This is a genomic window from Leucobacter chromiisoli (assembly GCF_016522505.1).
Classification (GTDB): Bacteria; Actinomycetota; Actinomycetes; order Actinomycetales; family Microbacteriaceae; genus Leucobacter; species Leucobacter chromiisoli.
Genome location: NZ_JAEHOH010000015.1, coordinates 103,519 through 123,162, shown reverse-complemented (window position 1 = coordinate 123,162; position 19,644 = coordinate 103,519). Strand labels below are relative to the sequence as shown.

The 19,644-nt window shown below is 72.5% G+C and carries 17 protein-coding genes; 13 read left to right on the top strand and 4 right to left on the bottom strand.

The window, feature by feature from the left end:
• Positions 1 to 55 precede the first annotated feature (55 nt).
• Positions 56 to 1,531, top strand: a complete 1,476-nt coding sequence (locus JD276_RS12005; RefSeq protein WP_200115887.1) for a phytoene desaturase family protein — start codon at positions 56 to 58, stop codon at positions 1,529 to 1,531.
• A 66-nt stretch (positions 1,532 to 1,597) separates the two neighbouring features.
• Here JD276_RS12005 and JD276_RS12000 read toward each other — a convergent pair whose 3' ends face one another.
• Positions 1,598 to 3,565 carry an acyltransferase family protein gene (locus JD276_RS12000; RefSeq protein ID WP_200115886.1) on the bottom strand — a complete coding sequence of 656 codons (1,968 nt, stop codon included), beginning with the start codon at positions 3,563 to 3,565 and terminating at the stop codon, positions 1,598 to 1,600.
• Between the two features lie 222 nt (positions 3,566 to 3,787).
• On the opposite strand from JD276_RS12000, the gene truA reads away from it, so the two are divergent.
• The 5 genes from truA (at position 3,788) to JD276_RS11975 (ending at position 8,917) form a co-directional block, all read left to right on the top strand.
• The gene (gene truA / locus JD276_RS11995) at positions 3,788 to 4,744 is read left to right on the top strand and encodes a tRNA pseudouridine(38-40) synthase TruA (RefSeq protein ID WP_233615662.1); all 957 of its coding nucleotides are present in this window, start codon (positions 3,788 to 3,790) and stop codon (positions 4,742 to 4,744) included.
• Between the two features lie 125 nt (positions 4,745 to 4,869).
• Positions 4,870 to 5,316 (top strand): 50S ribosomal protein L13, encoded by a 447-nt coding sequence (gene rplM, locus JD276_RS11990; RefSeq protein WP_200115884.1) that lies wholly within the window; start codon positions 4,870 to 4,872, stop codon positions 5,314 to 5,316.
• Positions 5,317 to 5,356: 40 nt separating this feature from the next.
• Positions 5,357 to 5,842 carry a 30S ribosomal protein S9 gene (gene rpsI / locus JD276_RS11985; protein ID WP_200115883.1) on the top strand — a complete coding sequence of 162 codons (486 nt, stop codon included), beginning with the start codon at positions 5,357 to 5,359 and terminating at the stop codon, positions 5,840 to 5,842.
• 23 nt (positions 5,843 to 5,865) lie between these two features.
• A complete protein-coding gene (gene glmM, locus JD276_RS11980) occupies positions 5,866 to 7,215 on the top strand; it encodes a phosphoglucosamine mutase (RefSeq protein WP_200115882.1) in 1,350 nt (449 codons plus the stop codon).
• A gap of 118 nt (positions 7,216 to 7,333) precedes the next feature.
• On the top strand, positions 7,334 to 8,917 hold the full coding sequence (locus tag JD276_RS11975; protein WP_200115881.1) for a zinc-binding metallopeptidase family protein: 1,584 nt from the start codon (positions 7,334 to 7,336) through the stop codon (positions 8,915 to 8,917).
• A gap of 80 nt (positions 8,918 to 8,997) precedes the next feature.
• Here JD276_RS11975 and JD276_RS11970 read toward each other — a convergent pair whose 3' ends face one another.
• Positions 8,998 to 9,927 (bottom strand): CPBP family intramembrane glutamic endopeptidase, encoded by a 930-nt coding sequence (locus JD276_RS11970; RefSeq protein ID WP_200115880.1) that lies wholly within the window; start codon positions 9,925 to 9,927, stop codon positions 8,998 to 9,000.
• A gap of 105 nt (positions 9,928 to 10,032) precedes the next feature.
• A complete protein-coding gene (coaA, locus tag JD276_RS11965; RefSeq protein WP_200115879.1) occupies positions 10,033 to 11,001 on the bottom strand; it encodes a type I pantothenate kinase in 969 nt (322 codons plus the stop codon).
• Positions 11,002 to 11,032: 31 nt separating this feature from the next.
• Here coaA and glmS point away from each other — a divergent pair, with 31 nt between their 5' ends.
• From glmS to JD276_RS11930, 7 genes are all read left to right on the top strand, one after another.
• Positions 11,033 to 12,883 carry a glutamine--fructose-6-phosphate transaminase (isomerizing) gene (gene glmS / locus JD276_RS11960; RefSeq protein WP_200115878.1) on the top strand — a complete coding sequence of 617 codons (1,851 nt, stop codon included), beginning with the start codon at positions 11,033 to 11,035 and terminating at the stop codon, positions 12,881 to 12,883.
• A gap of 18 nt (positions 12,884 to 12,901) precedes the next feature.
• On the top strand, positions 12,902 to 13,270 hold the full coding sequence (locus JD276_RS11955) for a holo-ACP synthase (protein ID WP_200115877.1): 369 nt from the start codon (positions 12,902 to 12,904) through the stop codon (positions 13,268 to 13,270).
• A 43-nt stretch (positions 13,271 to 13,313) separates the two neighbouring features.
• On the top strand, positions 13,314 to 15,110 hold the full coding sequence (gene alr, locus JD276_RS11950; protein ID WP_233615646.1) for an alanine racemase: 1,797 nt from the start codon (positions 13,314 to 13,316) through the stop codon (positions 15,108 to 15,110).
• A complete protein-coding gene (tsaB, locus tag JD276_RS11945; RefSeq protein ID WP_307866555.1) occupies positions 15,107 to 15,799 on the top strand; it encodes a tRNA (adenosine(37)-N6)-threonylcarbamoyltransferase complex dimerization subunit type 1 TsaB in 693 nt (230 codons plus the stop codon). Before alr ends, tsaB begins: the two co-directional genes overlap by 4 nt.
• Entirely contained in the window at positions 15,796 to 16,362 is a 567-nt protein-coding gene (gene rimI, locus JD276_RS11940; protein ID WP_307866554.1) for a ribosomal protein S18-alanine N-acetyltransferase, read from the top strand. The genes tsaB and rimI overlap by 4 nt, the downstream gene beginning before the upstream one ends.
• On the top strand, positions 16,359 to 17,483 hold the full coding sequence (tsaD, locus tag JD276_RS11935; RefSeq protein ID WP_200115876.1) for a tRNA (adenosine(37)-N6)-threonylcarbamoyltransferase complex transferase subunit TsaD: 1,125 nt from the start codon (positions 16,359 to 16,361) through the stop codon (positions 17,481 to 17,483). The genes rimI and tsaD overlap by 4 nt, the downstream gene beginning before the upstream one ends.
• A gap of 158 nt (positions 17,484 to 17,641) precedes the next feature.
• The gene (locus JD276_RS11930) at positions 17,642 to 18,160 is read left to right on the top strand and encodes a DUF4190 domain-containing protein (RefSeq protein WP_200115875.1); all 519 of its coding nucleotides are present in this window, start codon (positions 17,642 to 17,644) and stop codon (positions 18,158 to 18,160) included.
• 150 nt (positions 18,161 to 18,310) lie between these two features.
• On the opposite strand, the gene JD276_RS11925 is transcribed toward JD276_RS11930, so the two are convergent.
• Entirely contained in the window at positions 18,311 to 19,639 is a 1,329-nt protein-coding gene (locus tag JD276_RS11925) for a THUMP-like domain-containing protein (RefSeq protein WP_307866553.1), read from the bottom strand.
• Between the last annotated feature and the right edge of the window lie 5 nt (positions 19,640 to 19,644).

Here is a 19,644-nt window from a genome sequence, read left to right as displayed (position 1 = left end):
CACGCCCCTTTTTTTATGCCCCGAAGGGCCCGACGAGAGGGGCTAGCCTCGAGGCATGGGGGAAGCGCAGTCGGCGGCCGTCATCGGCTCCGGGCCCAACGGGCTCGCAGCGGCGGTGACGCTCGCCCGCGCCGGCGTGCCGGTCACCCTGTTCGAAGCGGCGGAGACGATCGGCGGCGGCACCCGCACGAGCGAGGCGGTGCGGCCGGGCGTGCTGCACGACGTCTGCTCCGCGATCCACCCGCTCGCGCTCGCGACCCCGTTCTTCCGCGAGTTCGAACTCGAGCGGCGGATGCGGTTCGCGGTTCCCGACGCCTCCTACGCGAATCCCCTCGACGGGGGAGCCGCGGCGGTCGCGTTCCGGGACATCGATCGTACCGCGGCCGAGCTCGGCCGCGACGGCGAGGCCTACCGTCGCTTCTACCGGCCCGTGCTGGACCGACTGGAAGGGGTGGTCGACTTCGCGCTCGGCGGGAGCGTGCTCCGGTGGCCGCGTGACGTTCCGGGCGCGGTGGTCGCCGCTCTGCGGACGATCGAGCAGGGCGGGCCCCTCTGGAACCTGCGCTTCCACGAGGAGGCGGCCCCCGCGCTGTTCGGCGGCGTCGCCGCGCACACCGTCGGCAGGATGCCGGCGCTCGCGGGCGCGGCCGCCGGCCTGCTCCTGGGGGCGCTGGGCCACGCGCGCGGCTGGCCGGTGCCGGTCGGCGGCTCCCGGAGGATCTCCGACGTGCTCGCCGACGATCTGCTGAGGCACGGAGGCAGGATCGAGACCGGCCACGCGATCGACGACGCGCGAGAGCTCGGCGGATACGGCGCGCTGCTGTTCGACACCTCGGCGCGGGGGCTGGCGCGCATCGCCGGCGAGCGGCTGCCCCCGAGGTATCGGAGGGCCCTCGAGCGCTTCGAGTACGGGGATGGTGCGACGAAGCTCGATCTCCTGCTCGACGGGCCGATCCCCTGGGCCGATCCGCGCGTCGCGGAGACGGCTACCGTGCACATCGGGGGCTCCCGATCCGAGATCGCGGCGGCGGAGCGCGAGGTGTCCCGTGGAGCCCACCCCGAACGGCCCTACGTGCTGCTCGCCCAGCCGACGGCGTTCGATCCGGGGCGCAACCCGGCCGGGAGTCACGCGGTCTGGAGCTACACGCATGTGCCGCGGGGGTCGCGCCTCGACATGCGCGAACGAGTGATCCGGCAGATCGAGCGCTTCGCGCCCGGGTTCCGCGACAGGATCGTCGGCGTGCAGCAGACGACCGCCGCCGAACTCTCCGTGTACAACCGGAACTACGTCGGCGGCGACTTCAGCTCGGGCGCGGTGCGGCTGGGGCAGCTCCTCGCGCGGCCGGTGGCGAGTCGGGATCCCTGGCGCTCACCCACGCCGGGCATCTACCTCGCCTCGTCCTCGGCGTCCCCGGGCCCGGGCGTCCACGGGCTGTCGGGCTGGTACGCGGCGATCTCCGCGCTCAGGAACGAGTTCGGCCTGCCCGCGCCCCGTCTCGGCCTGGACGTGCCTCCGCCCCCGCGGCCGTGAGCGCTCAGGCGACCCGGGCCGCTCCGGCGGCTGAGCGGCGAGGCGGAACGTCACTGCATCGTCGCCTCAGCGTCGGGGAGCGGCGTAGCCGATGGCCTCACCGGGCTGTTCGAGCTCGTCCAGGGCCTGCTGCACCGTCTCCGCGTACAGGGCGCCGCCGCTCGGACCGGGATGGATCCCGTCTCCGGCGAGCAGATCGGGATGCGGCGCGATCGTGCCGTCCCAGTCGGCCAGGACGACGCCGCGGTGGGCGGCCGCGTAGTCGGCGAGCAGCGCATTGACCCCCGGGATCCAGTCGCGCTCGCCGTGGGCGTTCACCAGCACGATCGGGCGGTCGCCGACGAACTGCCGGATCGCGTCGAGGTCGGCGGCGTCGACCGGGCCGTTCGTTCCGAGCCCGATCACGATGACGCTGCGCAGCGAATCCTGGCCCGCCTGCTGCTCGACGATCCCGACACCGGCGCCGAGGCCTCGGGAGACGGCGGCGTCGACGCTGATGCCCGGGAAGGCCTCGTCCAGCTCGGGCAGGCTGGCGAGCATCACCGAGTCGCCGATCGCGAACATGTCGCGGCCCTCGACGTCCACGACCTCGGGCGCCGGCTCGTCGGCGCCCTTCTCGGAGCCGGGCTCGGCCTGGTCCTCGGCCTGGTCCTCGGCCTTCTCGGCATCCCCGCCCTCCGCGTCGCGCTCGTCCAGGGCCTCCTGGCCGCGCGCGATGGCGTCGGCGGCGGAGCTCCGGTCGGGCGCGTTCACGACGGCGACCACTGTCGCGGGAACGGTGACGAGCAGCACGGCCCCGAGCGCCGAGGCGACCACGAGGCGCCGGCGGCTCCTCTTCCGCGGAGCGAAGAGCAGCGCGATCGACCTGCGCAGCCCGAGTCGCCTGATGGGCTGCTCCACATAGCGGTACGAGAGCGCCGCGACGGCGATCGTCACGACGAGGGTGAGCGCCCCCACGGCGAGGAGTGGGAGACCCGCACCGCTGCGGGGCCCGAGCGCCTGGGTGAAGATCACGAGCAGGGGCCAGTGCCAGAGATAGATCCCGTACGACCGTTCGCCGATCCAGCGCAGCGGCGCCGCGTCGAGGGCGGTACCGGCCCACGCGCCGGGACGTGTGACGGCCCACACCGTGGCCAGGGAGGCCGCTGTCGCGAGCTGGAAGCCTCCGCGGAAGCTCTCGGGGCCGGCCTCGGGCAGCGTCGCCGAGAGGTATCCCAGCACGGAGAGGCCGGCGGCCGCCGTGAGCAGGCACCCGATCTGCCTGCCGACCGTCTTTGCGCGGGATGCGGGGATCCGGATCACCGGTATCGGGTCTTCGGCCTCCACGACGGGCTCAGGCTCCGCCGCGGCTCGGGGCTCCCGCTGCACGGCGCAGGCGAGGGCGGCTCCGAGCAGCAGGCCGAAGACGTGCGTGTCAGAGCCGAAGTAGATCCGGGTCGGATCCTGACCGGCGGCGGAGAGACCGGCCATCAGCACCGCGGAACCGAGGCCGAGGACCATGAGCGGGACCACGAGCGCCGCCCGCCGCCTGAACCGGATGAGCAGGAGCAGCAGCAGCGGGAGCGCGAGGTAGAACTGCTCCTCGATCGAGAGCGACCACGTGTTGCGGAAGAGCTCCGGCGTATCCCGGGCGAAGTAGTCGGCCCCCGTCGCCACGAACACCCAGTTGCTGACGAAGAGCGCCGCGCCCGCGAGCTGCCCGCCGACGCCGACGAGCGCGTCCCCGCCCGCGAGGAGGCCCAGCGCCGTTCCGACGAGGAGCGTGAGCCCGAGCGCGGGCAGCAGACGTCTCGCGCGGCGGCGCCAGAAGGCCCCGAGGCGGATGCCGCCCGTGAGCTGCAGCTCGCGGAGCAGCAGCGACGTGATCAGGAAGCCGCTGATGGCGAAGAAGACGTCGACTCCCAGGAAGCCGCCGCGGAGCGCTCCGGGGAAGAGGTGGTAGACGAGCACGAGACCCACGGCGATCGCGCGGAGCCCGTCGAGCCCGCCGAAGCGACGGAGGCTCGGGGTGGCCGGGCGCGCGGTCTGAGGCATTGGGGGCGATCTCCTGGGGCGGGAACACTGCTGCGACGTGCGCGGCGGTGATGAAGCAGGGGTTCCGGGTGTCCCTGGGTATCGGATCATCTTAACGATCGGGCCTGAGAGGATTTCTGGCAGGATCGGGGTGTGGACACGCCCGCATCACGCCCTGCACCCGTTCCCGGCTCCGCCCCCGGGCCGCCGGGCGCGACGACTCGCGAGGGCGGCGCGCGCCGCCTGCGCCTCGACCTCGGGTACGACGGCACGGACTTCCACGGCTGGGCCGGTCAGCCCGGGCTGCGCACGGTGCAGGGCGAGCTGGAGGCGGCGATCGCGGTGCTGCTGAGGGTGCCCGCCGAGTCGGTCTCGCTCACCGTCGGCGGGCGCACCGATGCGGGGGTGCACGCCCGCGGTCAGGTCGCGCACGTCGACGTCTCGGAGAGTCAGCTCGAGAAGTGGAGCGGCCGGCGGGCTCGCGCCGGGGACCCGGACGCGGGATCCGCGGAGGCCGCGCGGCTCCGCGCCCGCCGCGTCAACGGGGTGCTGAAGCGCAGCGCCGCCGACATCGTCGTGCACTCGGTGCGCGAGGTCCCCGCCGCCTTCGACGCCCGCTTCTCGGCGCTGCGCCGACGGTACGAGTACCGCCTGCGCGGCGAGGGGAGCCGAAGGGATCCGCTCACGGCCCGGTTCACGGCGGACGTGCCCCGAGAACTGGATCTGCACCGCATGCGACGGGCGTCGGAGAGGCTGCTCGGCCTCAACGACTTCACGAGCTTCTGCAAGGCCCGCGACGGCGCGACCGCCGTGCGCACGCTCCTCGACTTCAGCTGGCGGGTGACCGACGACGGAGCATACGCGGCCCGCATCGAGGCGGACGCCTTCTGCCACTCGATGGTCCGCGCCCTCGTCGGCGGCGTCGTCGCGGTCGGGTCCGGCAGGATCGCGGAGACGGAGCTCGACGAGCTGCTGCACGCGCGCCGGCGTACGAGCCGCTTCACCGTGATGCCCGCGCACGGGCTCTCGCTCGAGGAGATCGCCTACCCACCGTACACGGAACTCGCCGAGCGGGCGGAGCGCACCCGGGCGCGGCGCGCGCCACTGGCCCCCTCCGGCGCGGGCCCGCAGAGCGCCCCGGCTCCGCAGGGCGGCCCCGACCCGCAGAGCGATCCGCCGGCCGCGATCCCGAACCTGTGATAAAGTAGATCCTTGGTGCGCAAGCATCCGATTTGTTGAGCCCTCCACGGCCCGAGCACCCGTCAGGGACCGGGCACGGAGCGGGATCCACGAACACCTCCATTTCGACAGAAAGCAGCACGATAGTGACTCGCACGTACTCGCCGAAGGCAGCTGAGCAGAAGCACGACTGGCTCGTCATCGATGCCACCGACGTGGTTCTCGGCCGCCTGGCCTCGACCGCCGCCGCCCTCCTCCGCGGCAAGCACAAGACCACCTTCGCCCCCCACATGGACATGGGCGATCACGTGATCATCATCAACGCCGACAAGGTCGTCCTGACCGCGAACAAGGCCGAGCAGAAGCGGGCCTACCGCCACTCGGGCTACCCGGGCGGCCTGCGCTCGGTCAGCTACACCGAGCTGCTCGAGAAGAACCCCGAGCGCGCCGTCGAGAAGGCCATCCGCGGCATGCTCCCGAAGAACTCGCTCGGTCGCGACCAGTTCCGCAAGCTGAAGGTCTACGCGGGCGCCGAGCACCCGCACGCGGCCCAGCAGCCGACCGCCTACACCATCGGCCAGGTCGCGCAGTAACGCGGCTACCAGACTGTTACGACGAGAGAAGAGACTTCAAGTGACTGAAGAGCAGACCGTGGCCCCCGAGAGCTACACCACCGAGACCCCCGCCGGCCAGGCCGGCGCCGCCGCGCAGACCCCCCGCCCGGCGCTCACCGTCCCCGGTGCGGCCGTCGGCCGTCGCAAGCAGGCCATCGCCCGCGTGCGCCTCGTGCCCGGCAACGGCACCATGACCGTCAATGGCCGCGAGCTGGCCGAGTACTTCCCGAACAAGCTGCACCAGCAGCTGATCACCGACCCCTTCACCGTGCTCGAGCTCAACGGCTCGTACGACGTGATCGCCCGCATCGGCGGCGGCGGCCCCTCGGGCCAGGCCGGCGCGCTGCGCCTCGCGATCGCCCGCGCGCTCAACGAGATCGACGCCGAGCACAACCGCCCGACCCTGAAGAAGGCCGGCTTCCTGAGCCGCGACGCCCGCGTCATCGAGCGCAAGAAGGCCGGTCTCAAGAAGGCCCGCAAGGCTCCGCAGTACTCGAAGCGCTAACCAGCGCCGGGACTGCCTGCACTATGGCACGCCTGTTCGGCACCGACGGGGTTCGGGGTCTGGCCGGGGTCGATGTGACCGCCGAGCTGGCCCTGAACCTCGCTCACGCTGCGGCTCTCGTTCTCGGGCGCAACGCCCGGAGCGAGAGCCGTCGCGCTACCGCCGTGGTCGCGCGCGATCCGCGCGTCTCCGGCGAGTTCATCTCCGCCGCGGTCGCGGCCGGCCTCGCCTCGGCGGGCATCGACGTGCTCGACGCCGGGGTGATCCCGACCCCCGCCGCCGCGTACCTCGTGGCCGACACCGGTGCGGACTTTGGGGTGATGGTCTCGGCCTCGCACAACCCGGCGCCCGACAACGGGATCAAGTTCTTCGCCCAGGGCGGGCGCAAGCTGCCCGACGAGGTGGAGGATCAGATCGAGGCCGCGATGGGCGGCCCGTTGGTCGGCACCACCGGCCGCGAGGTGGGCAGGATCCGGCTCTTCGCCGACGCCGAGGACCGCTATCTGGTGCACCTGCTGGGCACGCTCGAGGGCGTGCGGCTGGACGGGCTGCACGTCGTGCTCGACTGCGCGCACGGCGCGGCGGCGGGCATCTCTCCCGACGTCTTCACCGACGCCGGGGCGAGGGTCACGGTGATCGGCAACGACCCCGACGGCTTCAACATCAACGACGGCATCGGATCGACGCACCTCGAACAGCTGATCGAGACGGTGCGCGAGACCGGTGCGGACCTCGGCGTGGCGCACGACGGCGACGCCGACCGCTGCCTCGCCGTCGACGGCCGCGGCAACGTCGTGGACGGCGACCGGATCATGGCCATCCTCGCCCTCTCGATGGCCTCGCGCGGCAAGCTCGCGAAGAACACGCTCGTCGCCACGGTGATGAGCAACCTCGGCCTCAAGCTGGCCATGGCCGACAACGGCATCGACGTCGTCGAAACCGGTGTGGGCGATCGCTACGTCCTCGAGGAGATCAACGCCAACGGCTACTCGCTCGGCGGTGAGCAGTCCGGCCACGTGATCATGAGCGAGCACGCGACGACGGGCGACGGGATCCTCACCGGCCTGCACATCGCGGCCGAGGTCGTGCGCAGCGGCAAGAGCCTCGAGGAGCTCGCGCAGTGCATGACCGTGTACCCGCAGGTGCTCGTCAACGTGCGCGGGGTCGATCGCTCCGGCGTGCACGGCGACGCGGTGCTGCAGCAGGCGGTCTCGCAGGCCGAGATCGTGCTCGGCGGCAAGGGTCGCGTGCTGCTGCGCCCATCGGGCACCGAACCGGTCGTGCGGGTCATGGTCGAGGCCGAGCACGAGGACCAGGCCCATCGGCTGGCCGCCGATCTCGCCGCCGTCGTGAAGGACCGCCTGACGGTCTAGCGCCAGGCGTTCGGAGAGCACGACCGCGATCTCCGGTCGCGATGCTGCGTTGACGGCTCGACGAAAAGCGGCCAGGCTGTCGGTAGATCGCCCGGATCGAACGAACGAGGAGGCCGACATGGGTGTCGCCCCCGACGCGGGCCTGGAACTGAGCGCCGCGGCGAAGACCACGGCCAGGGCCTGGATCGATGACCACCTCGAGCGCCTCACCGAGTGGCACACCCGCATCTGGGAGTACGCGGAGCCCGCCTGGCGCGAGTACCGCTCCGCCGACTGGTACGTGGAGCGCCTGCGGGCCGAGGGCTTCGAGGTCGAGGCCGGATCCGGGGGGATGCCGACGGCGTTCAGCGCCGTCTGGTCGAACGGCGACGGGCCCACCGTGCTCAGCTACGCCGAGTACGACGCCGTGCCCGGCAACAGTCAGGCCGCCACGACCAGCGAACAGCCCCAGGAGGGCCTCAGCCGTTTCGCTCCGGGCCACACGGATCCGCACTCGGTGCTCGGCATCTCCACGCTCGCCGGCCTGCTCGGAACGAAGCACGCCATGGAGACGCACGGCATCCCGGGCACGCTGAAGTACACGGGCGAGCCCGCCGAGAAGATGCACGGCTCGAAGGTGGTCCACGGCCTGCGCGGGTACTACGACGACGTCGACGCGATCGTCAGCTTCCACCCCTTCTACATGCTGCCGCTCTGCAACACGGCTCGCTGGGACACCCAGTGCGGCGCCTACTACAGCAAGGTCTACACCTTCACCTGCGACAGCGCGGAGACCTGGCAGGTCTCCGCGGATCCCAACTCGCCGATCCCCGCCTCCCACTCGGCCGCGCGTGCGCCCGGGGCCAACGTGGCGCTCATGCAGATGTACACGGCCTCCCGCGTGATGCAGGACGCCATGCTCCCGAGCGTCGGCGGCTGGAGCATCTCGGACGCGATCCTGCTCGACGGCCAGGCGACCGCCGACAACCTGCCCGCGCGCGCGGCTCGGATCCAGTTCTCCTGGCGCACACCCGACATCGAGATGGCGGAGCACGTGCTCGCCGTGCTCGACCGCAACGCGAGGCACGCGGCCGAGGTGGCGCACTGCGGGCTCGAGGAGACGTGGGTGGCACGCAGCCGCCCGGGCCGCACCAACCACGCGATGGCCGAGGTGCTCTACGCCAACCTCGAGGAGATCGGGGCGCCGATCTACGGCGCCGAGGCGGTCGAGGTCGCCCGCGAGATCCAACGCGAGCTCGGGATCGAGCCGATGGAGCGCCCGTTCCTCGCCGAGACCGAGCGGCTCATCGCCCCGCAGGACGCCGAGCGCGCGCTGCGCGAGCACATGCCGCCCTGGCAACGCAACTGGACGAGCGACGACTATGTCGAGATGACCCACTACGCCCCGACCGTGCGGTTCTACGTCTCGCGCCCGGCGCTGCGGCCGGCGCCGGGCCGCGGCGCGTACTCGGCCTGGGTGATGAACGCGCTCGGCGGCATCCCCGCCACGATCAGCCCAACGATCGACGTCGCGGGCAAGACCGTGGCCGGTACCTTCATCGACCTGCTCACCAGGCCCGGGCTGCTCGATGCCGCGAAGACGGAGTTCGAGGAGCGCACCGCGGCGGATCCCATGCCCGCGCTGCTGCCGAGCGACTTCGAGGCGCCGATCGATCTGCCCTGGCCCGACTACCGCGGAAGCGGCGAGCACCGCCGCTGGTAGCGGGCACCTGGTCGAGCCCGAGGATCGGCGTCTCACCGAAACGCAGCGGATCCGTGTCGATCGGACGCGCCGGAAGGCGGTCAGGAGCGGCGCGCTTCCGGGCCCGCGGTGAGGCGAGCCCCTCGTCGCCCGAGCACGCCGGCGGTGAAGAGGAGGAGGATCGCGATACCCATCGCGATCCAGCCGGGAACGCCGAGCGCGGTCGCGACCGCGGGATCCGCGTCCGGCGTGATCCAGAGCAGCGTCAGGGGCGTTGCGGCGTTGAGCGCGCCGTGGCCGACCGCCGCCGGCCAGACGTTGCCCGTCCAGTAGCGCGACCACTGCAGCAGCACGCCGACGAACAGGGTGAAGCCGCACATCCACGCGACCCCCGTCCAGTCGGGGCGGAGGTAGTTGTAGCCGAGCATGATGATCGGCGCGTGCCAGACGCCCCACAGCACTCCGGTGATCAGCGCGGTGGGCCAGAATCCGAGCGGGGCCAGCGCCGTCGTCAAGAAGCCCCGCCAGCCGAGCTCCTCGCCGAACGCGGCGAGCGTGGCGATGATCGTGTTGAGCGGCAGCGCGGCGAAGCTGATCCCCAGATACACCTCGGTCGACGCGCCGGGCGGCAGCATCGAGGAGATCGCGGACAGCGACCAGTCCGGCGTCGTCCAGCCGAACCAGACCGCGAGCAGGAAGGCGCCGAACCCGGTGACCAGCCAGAACGCCGGCCACAGCAGGAAGAGTGCGATCTTGCGACCGACGGGGCGGAACGGCACGAGCCCGAGGTAGCGCGCCCTCCGCGTCGGCCTGACCATGACGAAGACCACGAAGAGGGCGGCGATCGCCGGCGTGTACATCATCACGGGCAGGAGCAGGAGGAAGAGCGGGGATTCGAGCCCGTCTCCGAGCCACAGGGGGAGCACCGCCAGCCAGGCGAGGGCGCAGGCGAGGGCGGCGTAGACGGTCACCGCCGCCCAGGGAACGCGGGTGGGGAGCGGATTCTGCGAGGGGAGAGAGCCGGTGTCCATACCCCCAGCCTTGCTCCTGAGGGCGTCGCCCGGTTCCCCCTCTCGGGGGATTTCCGCCTCCGCCCCGCGACGGAGGCCGCGGTTCCGCACGGGACCGCGCCGCACCTAGAGCTTGCGGAGGAGCACCTTCTGCACCCGGTGGTCGGCCTCCTTGCGCAGCACGAGGGTGGCGCGCGCCCGAGTGGGGCGGATGTTCTCGATGAGGTTCGGCTCGTTGATGTTGACCCAGAACTCGTCGGCGAGCGCGAGCGCCGCGTCGTCGTCGAGGCCGGCGAAGCGGCGGAAGTGCGAGCTCGGGTCGCTGAAGGCGCTCTCGCGCAGGCGCAGGAAGCGGCTCTGGTACCAGCGCTGGATGTCGGAGGTGCGGGCGTCGACGTAGACCGAGAAGTCGAAGAGGTCGCTCACCGCGAGCGGGTGCTCCATGGAGGCCGGCTGCAGCACGTTGAGGCCCTCGACGATGAGGATGTCGGGGCGGCGCACGGACGTGTACTCGCCGGGCACGATGTCGTAGAGCAGGTGGCTGTAGTGCGGGGCCCGCACCTCTTCGACGCCGGCCTTGACCTGCGTGACGAACCGCAGCAGCGCGCGGCGGTCGTAGGACTCGGGGAAGCCCTTGCGGTGCGCGATGCCGCGCCGCTCGAGCTCGGCGTTCGGCAGCAGGAACCCGTCGGTCGCGATGAGCTGCACGTTCGGCGTCTCGGGCCAGCGGGCGAGCAGGTCGCGCAGGATCCTCGCGACCGTCGACTTGCCGACGGCGACGGATCCGGCGATTCCGATGACGAAGGGGCTCTGCGTCTCGTCGTCGCGGCGCAGGAAGCCGCGGGTGCGGCGATGCATCTGTCGCGTGGCGATCGCGTACTGGTTGATGAGCCGGCTGAGCGGACGGTAGACCTCGCTGACCTCGGCCATGTCGAGGGGCTCGCCCAGGCCGCGGAACGCCTGGATCTCCTGCTCCGTCAGGGGCATGGGGGTCTCGCCGGCCAGCCTCGACCACTCCGCTCTGCCGATCTCCGTGAAGGGAGAGGTGATATCGGGCCGGATAAGGGCGTGCGTGTCGGTGCTGATCTCGCTCATCGGTACTCATCGTGCCACTAAACTGGTCCACATGTGTGGAATCGTCGGATATGTTGGCCCGAATGACACCGTGGATGTCTTGATCAGCGGGCTCCGCCGCCTCGAGTATCGCGGTTACGACTCGGCGGGCATCGCGGTGCTCGACTCCTCGGGCGAGGTGGCCGTGCGCAAGCGCTCCGGGAAGCTGGTGCGGCTGGAAGAGCTGCTCGAGGCCAGCCCCGTCGCCGCCGGGAGCACCGGCATCGGGCACACCCGGTGGGCGACGCACGGCGGCCCGACCGACCAGAACGCGCACCCGCACCTCGGGGACGATGGCCGGCTCGCGCTGATCCACAACGGCATTGTCGAGAACTTCGCCGAGCTGCGCAGCGAGGTCGACGCCGCGGGTATCGAGCTGCTCAGCGAGACGGACACGGAGGTCGTGGCCGCGCTGCTCGGCATCGAGGTGGCCCGCCTCGGCGACCTCGAGACGGCCTTCCGCTCGGTCGTCGCGCGGCTCGAGGGCACCTTCACGCTCCTCGCGATGCACCGCGACGAGCCGGGCAAGGTGGTCTCCGCCCGGCACCACTCGCCGCTCGTCGTCGGCCTGGGGGAGGGCGAGAACTTCCTCGGCTCCGACGTGGCCGCGTTCGTCGGCTTCACGCAGCGCGCCGTGGCCGTGGACGAGGACAATATCGCCATCATCACCGCCGACGAGGTCCGCATCACGGACTTCGCGGGCAATCCGGTCGCCTTCACGGAGTACGAGGTGGCCTGGGACGCCGCCGCGGCCGACAAGGGCGGCTGGTCCTCCTTCATGGCGAAGGAGATCACCGAGCAGCCGGAGGCGGTCGCCAACACCGTGCGCGGGCGCCTGGTCGATGGGCACGTCGAGATCCCGGAGCTCACGGCTCTCGGGGACGACCTCCTGCGCGAGATCGACCGGATCGTCATCATCGCCTGCGGCACCGCCTCCTACGCGGGCATGATCGGCACGTACGCGATCGAGCAGTGGGCGCGGGTGCCCGTCGAGGTGCAGCTGAGCCACGAGTTCCGGTACCGGGATCCCGTGCTGTCCGACCGCACGCTGCTGATCTCGGTGAGCCAGTCGGGCGAGACGATGGACACCCTCATGGCCGTGAAGTACGCGATCGAGCGCGGCGTCACGACGGTCTCCGTCTGCAACACGCAGAGCGCGACGATCCCCCGGGAGTCGGATGCCGCCGTGTACACCCACGCGGGCCCCGAGGTCGCCGTGGCCTCGACGAAGGCGTTCGTCGCGCAGATCACCGCCCTCTACCTGATCGGCCTCCACCTTGGCCGCGTGCGCGGCACCCTGAGCGGCGACGACGCCCGGCGGGCGGCCGAGCAGCTGGAGGAGCTGCCCGGGCTGCTCGGCGAGGCCGTCGACACGCACGATCAGATCGCGCAGCTCGCCCACTGGATGGCAGACACCCGCTCGGTGCTCTTCCTCGGCCGGCACGTGGGCTACCCGACGGCGCTCGAGGGAGCGCTCAAGCTCAAGGAGATCGCCTACATCCACGCCGAGGGCTTCGCGGCGGGAGAGCTGAAGCACGGCCCGATCGCCCTGATCGACCACGGTCAGCCCGTCTTCGTGCTCGTGCCGAGCCCGCGGACCTCGCCGCTCATGCACTCGAAGGTCGTCTCGAACATCCAGGAGATCCGCGCCCGCGGCGCCCGGGTGATCGCCATCGTCGAGAAGGGCGACACCTCGGTGCTGCCGTTCGCGGACGACGTGATCCGCCTGCCGCTGACCGACGTCCTCTTCGAGCCGCTGCTGCAGGTGATCCCGCTGCAGTGGTTCGCCCTCGAGCTCTCGGCCGCGAAGGGGCTCGACGTCGACCAGCCCCGCAACCTCGCCAAGTCGGTCACGGTCGAGTAGCGCGGCGAGAGGCGCTCAGTGATCGTCGGGATCGGCGTCGACACCGTCGACATCGGCCGCTTCGCCGGCCAGCTCGAGCGCACCCCGGCGCTGCGCAGCCGACTCTTCACCGAGGGCGAGCGGACGCTGCCCCTCGCCTCCCTCGCGGCCCGGTTCGCCGCGAAAGAGGCGCTGATCAAGGCGCTCGGCGATTCGGGCGGCCTGGGGTGGCACGACATGTCGGTGGTCAGGGACGGGGATCGCGCGCCGAGCTTCGAGCCCACGGCCCGCCTCCTCGCGGAGCTGCGGCGGCGCGGAGCGGACCGCGCCCACCTCTCGATGACGCACGACGGCGGGGTGGCGACCGCCTTCGTCGTGGTCGAGACGGATGTCAGCGGCGCGCGGTAGCCTCGGAACCGCACCACCACCACAACAGAATCGGAGACCCCCGATGAGAACCGGATCGATGCGCGTCGCGGAGATATCGCTGCCGGCGATCAGGCACAACGTGCGCTCGATCCGGAAGCGCACGGGGGGAGCGATCATCGCCGTGGTGAAGGCGAACGGGTACGGCCACGGCGCCGGGATCGTCGCGCGCGCAGCGGTCCAGGGCGGGGCCGACCTCATCGCCGTCGCCGACCTCGAGGAGGCGGTGCAGCTGCGCGACGAGGGGCTCGAAGCGCCGCTGCTCTGCTGGCTGCACGGCTCACGCGCCGACTTCTCGGAGGGCGTGGAGCGCGGTATCGAGATCGGCGTCAGCACCCCGCAGCAGCTGGAGGCCGTGGCCGAGGCCGCGCGTCGCCTCGACAGCACCGCGGTAGTCCAGCTCAAGATCGACACGGGTCTCAGCCGCAACGGCCTGCCCCCGTCCCTCTGGGACGAGATCTTCACGCGGGCCGCGCAGCTGCAGGGATCGGGCCTGCTCCGGGTGCGCGGCATCTTCAGCCACCTCGCGAACGCGGGCCCCGAGAACGACCGCGCGCAGGCCCGGGTGTTCGACGACGCGGTGGCGCGGCTGCGGGCCGCCGGCGTCGAGCCCGAGATGATCCACCTCGCGGCGAGCGCGGCCATGCTCTCGTCGCCGCACCTGCACTACAACACGGTGCGGGTCGGCGTGGCGGTCTACGGTCTCAGCCCGTTCCCCGATCGGACGTCGGCCCAGCTCGGACTGATCCCGGCGATGACGCTGAAGTCGGAGATCGTCGCCCTGCGCAGCGTGCCGGCCGGCACCGGCGTCTCCTACGGCTTCAATCACGTCTGCCAGAGCGACACGACGCTGGGTCTCGTGCCCGTCGGCTACGCCGACGGGATGCCGCGCGCGCTCAACGGCGCCGGGGCGACGGTCACGGTGGCCGGCGCGCACTGCCCGATCGTCGGAAGGATCGGCATGGACCAGTTCATCGTGGACCTGGGCGCGCTCGGCAGCCGAATCGGCATCGGCGAGCCCGTCGTGCTGTTCGGCGATCCCGAGCGGGGCGTCACCCCGGTCGAGCTGTGGGCCGAGCTGCTGCGCACGATCAACTACGAGGTGGTCGCGGGGATCGGCCAGCGCGTGGTGCGGGTGCCGGTGGACGGCGACGATGCGGCAGAGGATGTCGCCGCGGCGGCCGAGGGCGTCGGCGCAGCCGACATCGACGGCGGGGCCCCGGGCGCGGAGTGGCGCGTCGAGGTCGACGATCCCGAGCAGATGCACGACCTCGGGCGGCGCTTCGGCGAGCGGCTCGCAGCCGGCGACCTCGTGGTCCTGACCGGTCCGCTGGGCGCGGGCAAGACGACGCTGACCCGGGGCATCGGCGAGGGGCTCGGCGTCCGCGGTCCCGTCACGAGCCCGACGTTCGTGCTCGCCCGCACGCACCCCTCGCAGGTCGGCGGCCCCCCGCTCGTCCACGTCGACGCCTATCGCCTGGCGGATGCGACCGAGCTCGACGACCTCGACCTCGACTACGAGGGCTCGGTGGTCGTCGCGGAGTGGGGCTCCGGTCTCGTCGAGGAGCGGGGGTCGTGGCTCGAGATCGTCATCGAGCGGCCCACGGGAGCCGGGGCACGCGCGGGGTCCCACCCCGATGCGACCGACGGCGCTGCGACCGACAACGGTGCGACCGACGATGGTGCCGCCGCCGACGTCACGACCGGTGCGACCGCGCCGGGCGAGGGCGACGAGCCCGACTGGTCGGAGGCGCCGATCGAGACCCGGCTGGTCTCGGTGCGGGGCTACGGACCCCGCTGGGCCCGGGGGGTGCCGCGGTGAGCGCCTCGAACGCGGTCGAGATGCTCAGCGCGAGCCCCGTCGAGCGGGTCCTGGAGGCCGAAGAGCAGGGGGCGGGCGCCCTCCTCGCGATCGACACCGCGCTCGGCACGAGCGTCGCGCTCGGCGTATCGGGTCGCGTGTACGAGGCGGTCAGCGACGATCCGCGGCGGCACGCCGAGGCGATCGGCGGGCTGCTCGCCCGGGTCTTCGCGGCGAGCGGAGCCACGGTCTCCGCGGTGACCGGAGTGGTCATCGGCGTAGGCCCCGGTCCGTTCACCGGCCTGCGCGTCGGCATCGCGGCAGCGCAGGCCTTCGCGCTCGGCAGGGGCGTTCCGCTGCTGCCGCTGCAGGGGCACGAGGCCGTGGCCCTCGCCGTGCTCGAGGCCGGCGCCGCCTCCGGGGTGCGCGTCGTGCAGGACGCCCGTCGTCGCGAGCTGTTCGTCACGGAGTACTCGGGCCTCGACTGGGCCGGGGTGCCCGTGCGCAGCGAAGAACCGCATCTCGTGCCACGCGCGGAGTACCGGGAGGCCAGGAACGAGGTCTGGCCCGAGCGGATCCCCGCCGCGAGGCTCGTGCAGCTCGCGGCAAGAAGGCTCGCGTCCGGGCGCCGTTTCGAGGCGGAGCAGGCGCTCTACCTCCGCGCGCCCGACGTCAAGCAGCCCTCCGCGGTGAAACGGGTGAGCGCGTGAGCGAGCTCACGGCGGGCCGCGCGGCGGGCGGGGAGCCGCTGAGCGGGGACGCGGGCCGCACGGCGGGCGAATCGGCCGGAGCGGCCGACCCGGCCGATCCGGCTGCAGGGCTGGTGCTGCGCCCGGCGACGGAGGCCGACCTCGACGCGATCTGGGCGATCGAGTCGAGCGTGTTCCGGGGCGAGGCCTGGAGCCTCTCGATGATGCGCGAGGAGCTCACCGCGGCGCACCGATGCTACTTCGCCCTCGTGGACGAGGCCGGGGCCGTGCACGGGTACGGCGGGCTCCTCGCGGTGGGCGCCGAGGGCGACATCCAGACGATCGCCGTCGAGCCGCACGCGCGAGGCGCCGGGCACGGCAGGCGGATCATGAACGCCCTGCTCGACGAGGCCGCGTCCCGGGGCGTCCGGGAGGTGTTCCTCGAGGTGCGCGCCGACAATCCGACCGCGAGGGGCCTCTACCTCTCACTGGGCTTCGCCGAGATCGGGGTGCGCCCCCGGTATTACCAGCCCGAAGGGATCGACGCCATCGTGATGCGTCTGGACATGAAGGAGCGCGTATGACGAGCATCGCCGAGAGCCCCCGCGGTGCGGCCGCCGAGCCCCTCGTCCTGGGCATTGAGACGAGCTGCGACGAGACCGGCATCGGGATCGTGCGGGGTCGCACCCTGCTGGCCAACGCCGTCGCCTCCTCGATGGACGAGCACGCCCGGTTCGGCGGCGTCGTGCCCGAGGTCGCCGCGCGCGCCCACCTGGAGGCGCTGCGCCCGACCATCGAGCGCGCCGTCGCCGACGCCGGGATCCGGCTCGAGGAGCTCGACGCCGTCGCCGTGACGAGCGGGCCGGGCCTCGCCGGTGCACTCATGGTCGGCGTCGCAGCGGCGAAGGCTCTCGCGCTCTCGCTCGGCACCCCTCTCTACGCGGTGAACCACCTCGTCGGGCACGTGGGCGCCGATCTGCTGCAGGGGGAGGGCCTGCGGCCCGCGAGCGGTCGACACGGCGCCATCAGCACGGTGGGGGAGCTCGAGCTGCCCACCGTCGCCCTGCTCGTCTCGGGCGGGCACACGTCGCTCCTGCTGGTGCGCGACCTCATTGGAGACGTCGAACTGCTCGGCGAGACCATCGACGACGCCGCGGGCGAGGCCTTCGACAAGGTCGCCCGGCTGCTCGGGCTGCCCTACCCCGGCGGGCCCCACATCGATCGCGTCGCCGCCGACGGCGATCCCGACGCGATCCGCTTCCCCCGGGGTCTCACCCGTCCAGCCGATCTGGAGCGCCACCGGTACGACTTCTCCTTCTCCGGGCTCAAGACCTCGGTGGCCCGCTGGGTCGAGAAGCGCCGCGACGCGGGGGAGGAGGTGCCGGTCGCGGATGTCGCGGCGGGCTTCCGCGAGGCCGTCGCCGACGTGCTGATCGGGAAGGCCGTGGCCGCGTGCCGGGATCTCGGAGTGCCCCGGCTGCTGCTCGGCGGCGGAGTCGTCGCGAACGCCCGCGTCCGCGAGCTGGCCGAGCAGCGCGCCGCGGACGAGGGCATCGCCCTGCGGATCCCGCCGCTCTCGCTCTGCACGGATAACGGCGCCATGATCGCCTCCCTGGGGGCGCAGCTCGTCGCCGCGGGCCGTCCGCCCTCCGGTCTCGACTTCGGCGCGGACTCGACCCTTCCCGTCACCGAGATCCAGGCCTGATCCCGAGTCGGAGGCGCTGCGCCGCGATCCGCGGCGCCGGGGGACCAGGGACGAATCCTGCGCTGCGCCGCCGGAAATCCCCGCGTCATCCATCCGACCGGTACGATTGATGGCCGGGGCGGATGCCCCGTCGAGTTTCCCTGGGAGAAGGAGCGACCATGTCCAGCAACCTGCCCGGCAACGAGCCGGAGAACAACGAGCAGCCCGAGCAGAACGCTCCGGCCGCCGGCAGCACCCCCGAGCCCCCGTCGGCGCCGCAGGCGCCCTCGGCGCCCGAGGCCCCCGGCGCTCCCGTGCCGCCCCAGACATCGAGTGCTCCGCAGGCTCCCGGCGCTCCCCAGGCGCCCTCCGCGCCCCAGGTGCCGAGCTACGGCGCTCCGCAGGCGCCCGCGTACGGCGCCGCCCCCGCGGCGACGGAGTCGAAGGGCCTCGCGATCGCGGGCCTCATCACCGGTATCGCGGGCCTCGCGATCTTCTCGTGGCTCGTGCCGGTCGTCGGCCTGATCCTCGGCGTCCTCGGTCTGGTGTTCGGCATCCTCGCGCTGCGCAAGCGTCAGTCGAAGGGCATGTCGCTCACCGGCATCATCACCGGCGGCGCCGCGATCGTCTTCTCGATCATCTGGTGGATCGTCGCGGCGGTCATCCTCGCGGCGGCGTTCTCGGAGTACGGCTACTGAGCGGCGTCTGCTCGAACGCAGAGGGAGTCCCGGCCGACGGCCGGGGCTCCCTCTGTCTATCGGACGGGCGGGGACTCCGCGGCATCCGCTGCCGTTGCGCGGTTCCGGTGCCGGTGAGGCCGCGCGATCCCGGGTACCGGTGAGGCCGCCTCACGCCCGCTCAGCGAGCAGCGCGACGTGCCTGCCCGAGACGCGGGTGAGGAAGAGCGTCGCGCTCTGCGAGCCGCGCAGACGCAGCCTTTTGCGCAGCGCCGCCGGGTCGACGTCGGCCCCGCGCTTCTTGATCTCGAGCACGCCGACATCCCGCGCGACGAGTGCGCGGCGGAGCTCCTTCTCGCGCGCGGGCAGCTGCTCCACGATGCGGAAGGCCTGCGCGAAGGGCGTGCGCACGAGACGCTCCCCCGAGAGGTACGCGATCCCGTCGCTCACCGTGCGCGCACCGATCCGCTCCGCCAGCAAGCCGATGAGCCTCGCCCGGATCACGGCTCCGTCGGGTTCGTAGAGGAACTCGCCGAGCGGCCCGTGCCCGGGGTCCGGGGCGTCGCCCGCGGCGGTGAGCTCCGCGGTCTCGTCTCCGCGCAGCACCAAGGCCGAACGGCGGACCCCGGGGCGCGCGACGGAGCCGAACCACAGGCCGGTCTCGACGAGTTGCCCGTCCGCCGACACCCACTGCGCCTCAGCGTCGTCGGGGATGAGCTCCCGGTCGAGGCCGGGGCCGAGCTTGACACCGGTCGGGAATCGTTCGGCGAGGCCGAAGGCGAAGGTCAGCGAGGGGGAGTAGTCCTCGGGGGCGGCCAGCCGCCTCGTGTCGCGATGGCCGGACGTTCTGCGGGCGGGGTCGAGGAAGACACCGTCGACGCCGTCGAGGGACCACGGGGGTCGCGCCGCATCGCCCTCGGGCCTCGGCGCGATGGCGGGCGGGGCGGAGGCGCGAAGGGCGGAGCCGAGCGCCTCCGCGTCGCCGATCCGCACGGCCGGCGACGCGAGAGCGTTCCCCGCCGCGCCGTGGATCGCCGCCGCGACGGTGAGATTGTGCTCGGCGAGCCGCGCCGTGAACGGATCGAGCTCCACCGCCCGCACCGACAGCCCGGCGCCGAGCATGGCGAGCGACTCGGCCCCGATGCCGCAGCCGAGATCCGCGACGGTGCGGCAGCCCGCGTCGCGGAACCGCTCCGCATGCAGCGCCGCGACGGGTGCACGTGTCGCCTGTTCGAGGCCGGCCTGCGTGAACAGCAGCCGCTCGGCGAGCGCGCCGAACTTGCCGCGAGCCCGCCTGCGCAGCTCTGCCTGGGTCAGCAGGGCGGCGACGCGCTCGGGCGAGCCGCCGTGCTTGCGGAGCCGGGCGCCGACGGCGACGCTGTTCTCGCCGGACGCCAGCGCCGCGTCGACGTCACTCAGCGCCGCCAGGCCCTCGGCGGTGAGGAGGAACTCCCAGCCGGGGAGCGCCTCGCCCGACGAAGCGGTGCGCACAGCAGACACGACGT

Coding starts and splice junctions, on each gene's coding strand:
- coaA (WP_200115879.1), bottom strand. CDS start 11,001: ATGAGCGAGATCAGCACCGACACGCACGCCCTTATCCGGCCCGATATC.
- glmS (WP_200115878.1), top strand. CDS start 11,033: ATGTGTGGAATCGTCGGATATGTTGGCCCGAATGACACCGTGGATGTC.
- JD276_RS11930 (WP_200115875.1), top strand. CDS start 17,642: ATGTCCAGCAACCTGCCCGGCAACGAGCCGGAGAACAACGAGCAGCCC.
- glmM (WP_200115882.1), top strand. CDS start 5,866: ATGGCACGCCTGTTCGGCACCGACGGGGTTCGGGGTCTGGCCGGGGTC.
- alr (WP_233615646.1), top strand. CDS start 13,314: ATGAGAACCGGATCGATGCGCGTCGCGGAGATATCGCTGCCGGCGATC.
- tsaD (WP_200115876.1), top strand. CDS start 16,359: ATGACGAGCATCGCCGAGAGCCCCCGCGGTGCGGCCGCCGAGCCCCTC.
- JD276_RS11975 (WP_200115881.1), top strand. CDS start 7,334: ATGGGTGTCGCCCCCGACGCGGGCCTGGAACTGAGCGCCGCGGCGAAG.
- JD276_RS12005 (WP_200115887.1), top strand. CDS start 56: ATGGGGGAAGCGCAGTCGGCGGCCGTCATCGGCTCCGGGCCCAACGGG.
- JD276_RS12000 (WP_200115886.1), bottom strand. CDS start 3,565: ATGCCTCAGACCGCGCGCCCGGCCACCCCGAGCCTCCGTCGCTTCGGC.
- JD276_RS11970 (WP_200115880.1), bottom strand. CDS start 9,927: ATGGACACCGGCTCTCTCCCCTCGCAGAATCCGCTCCCCACCCGCGTT.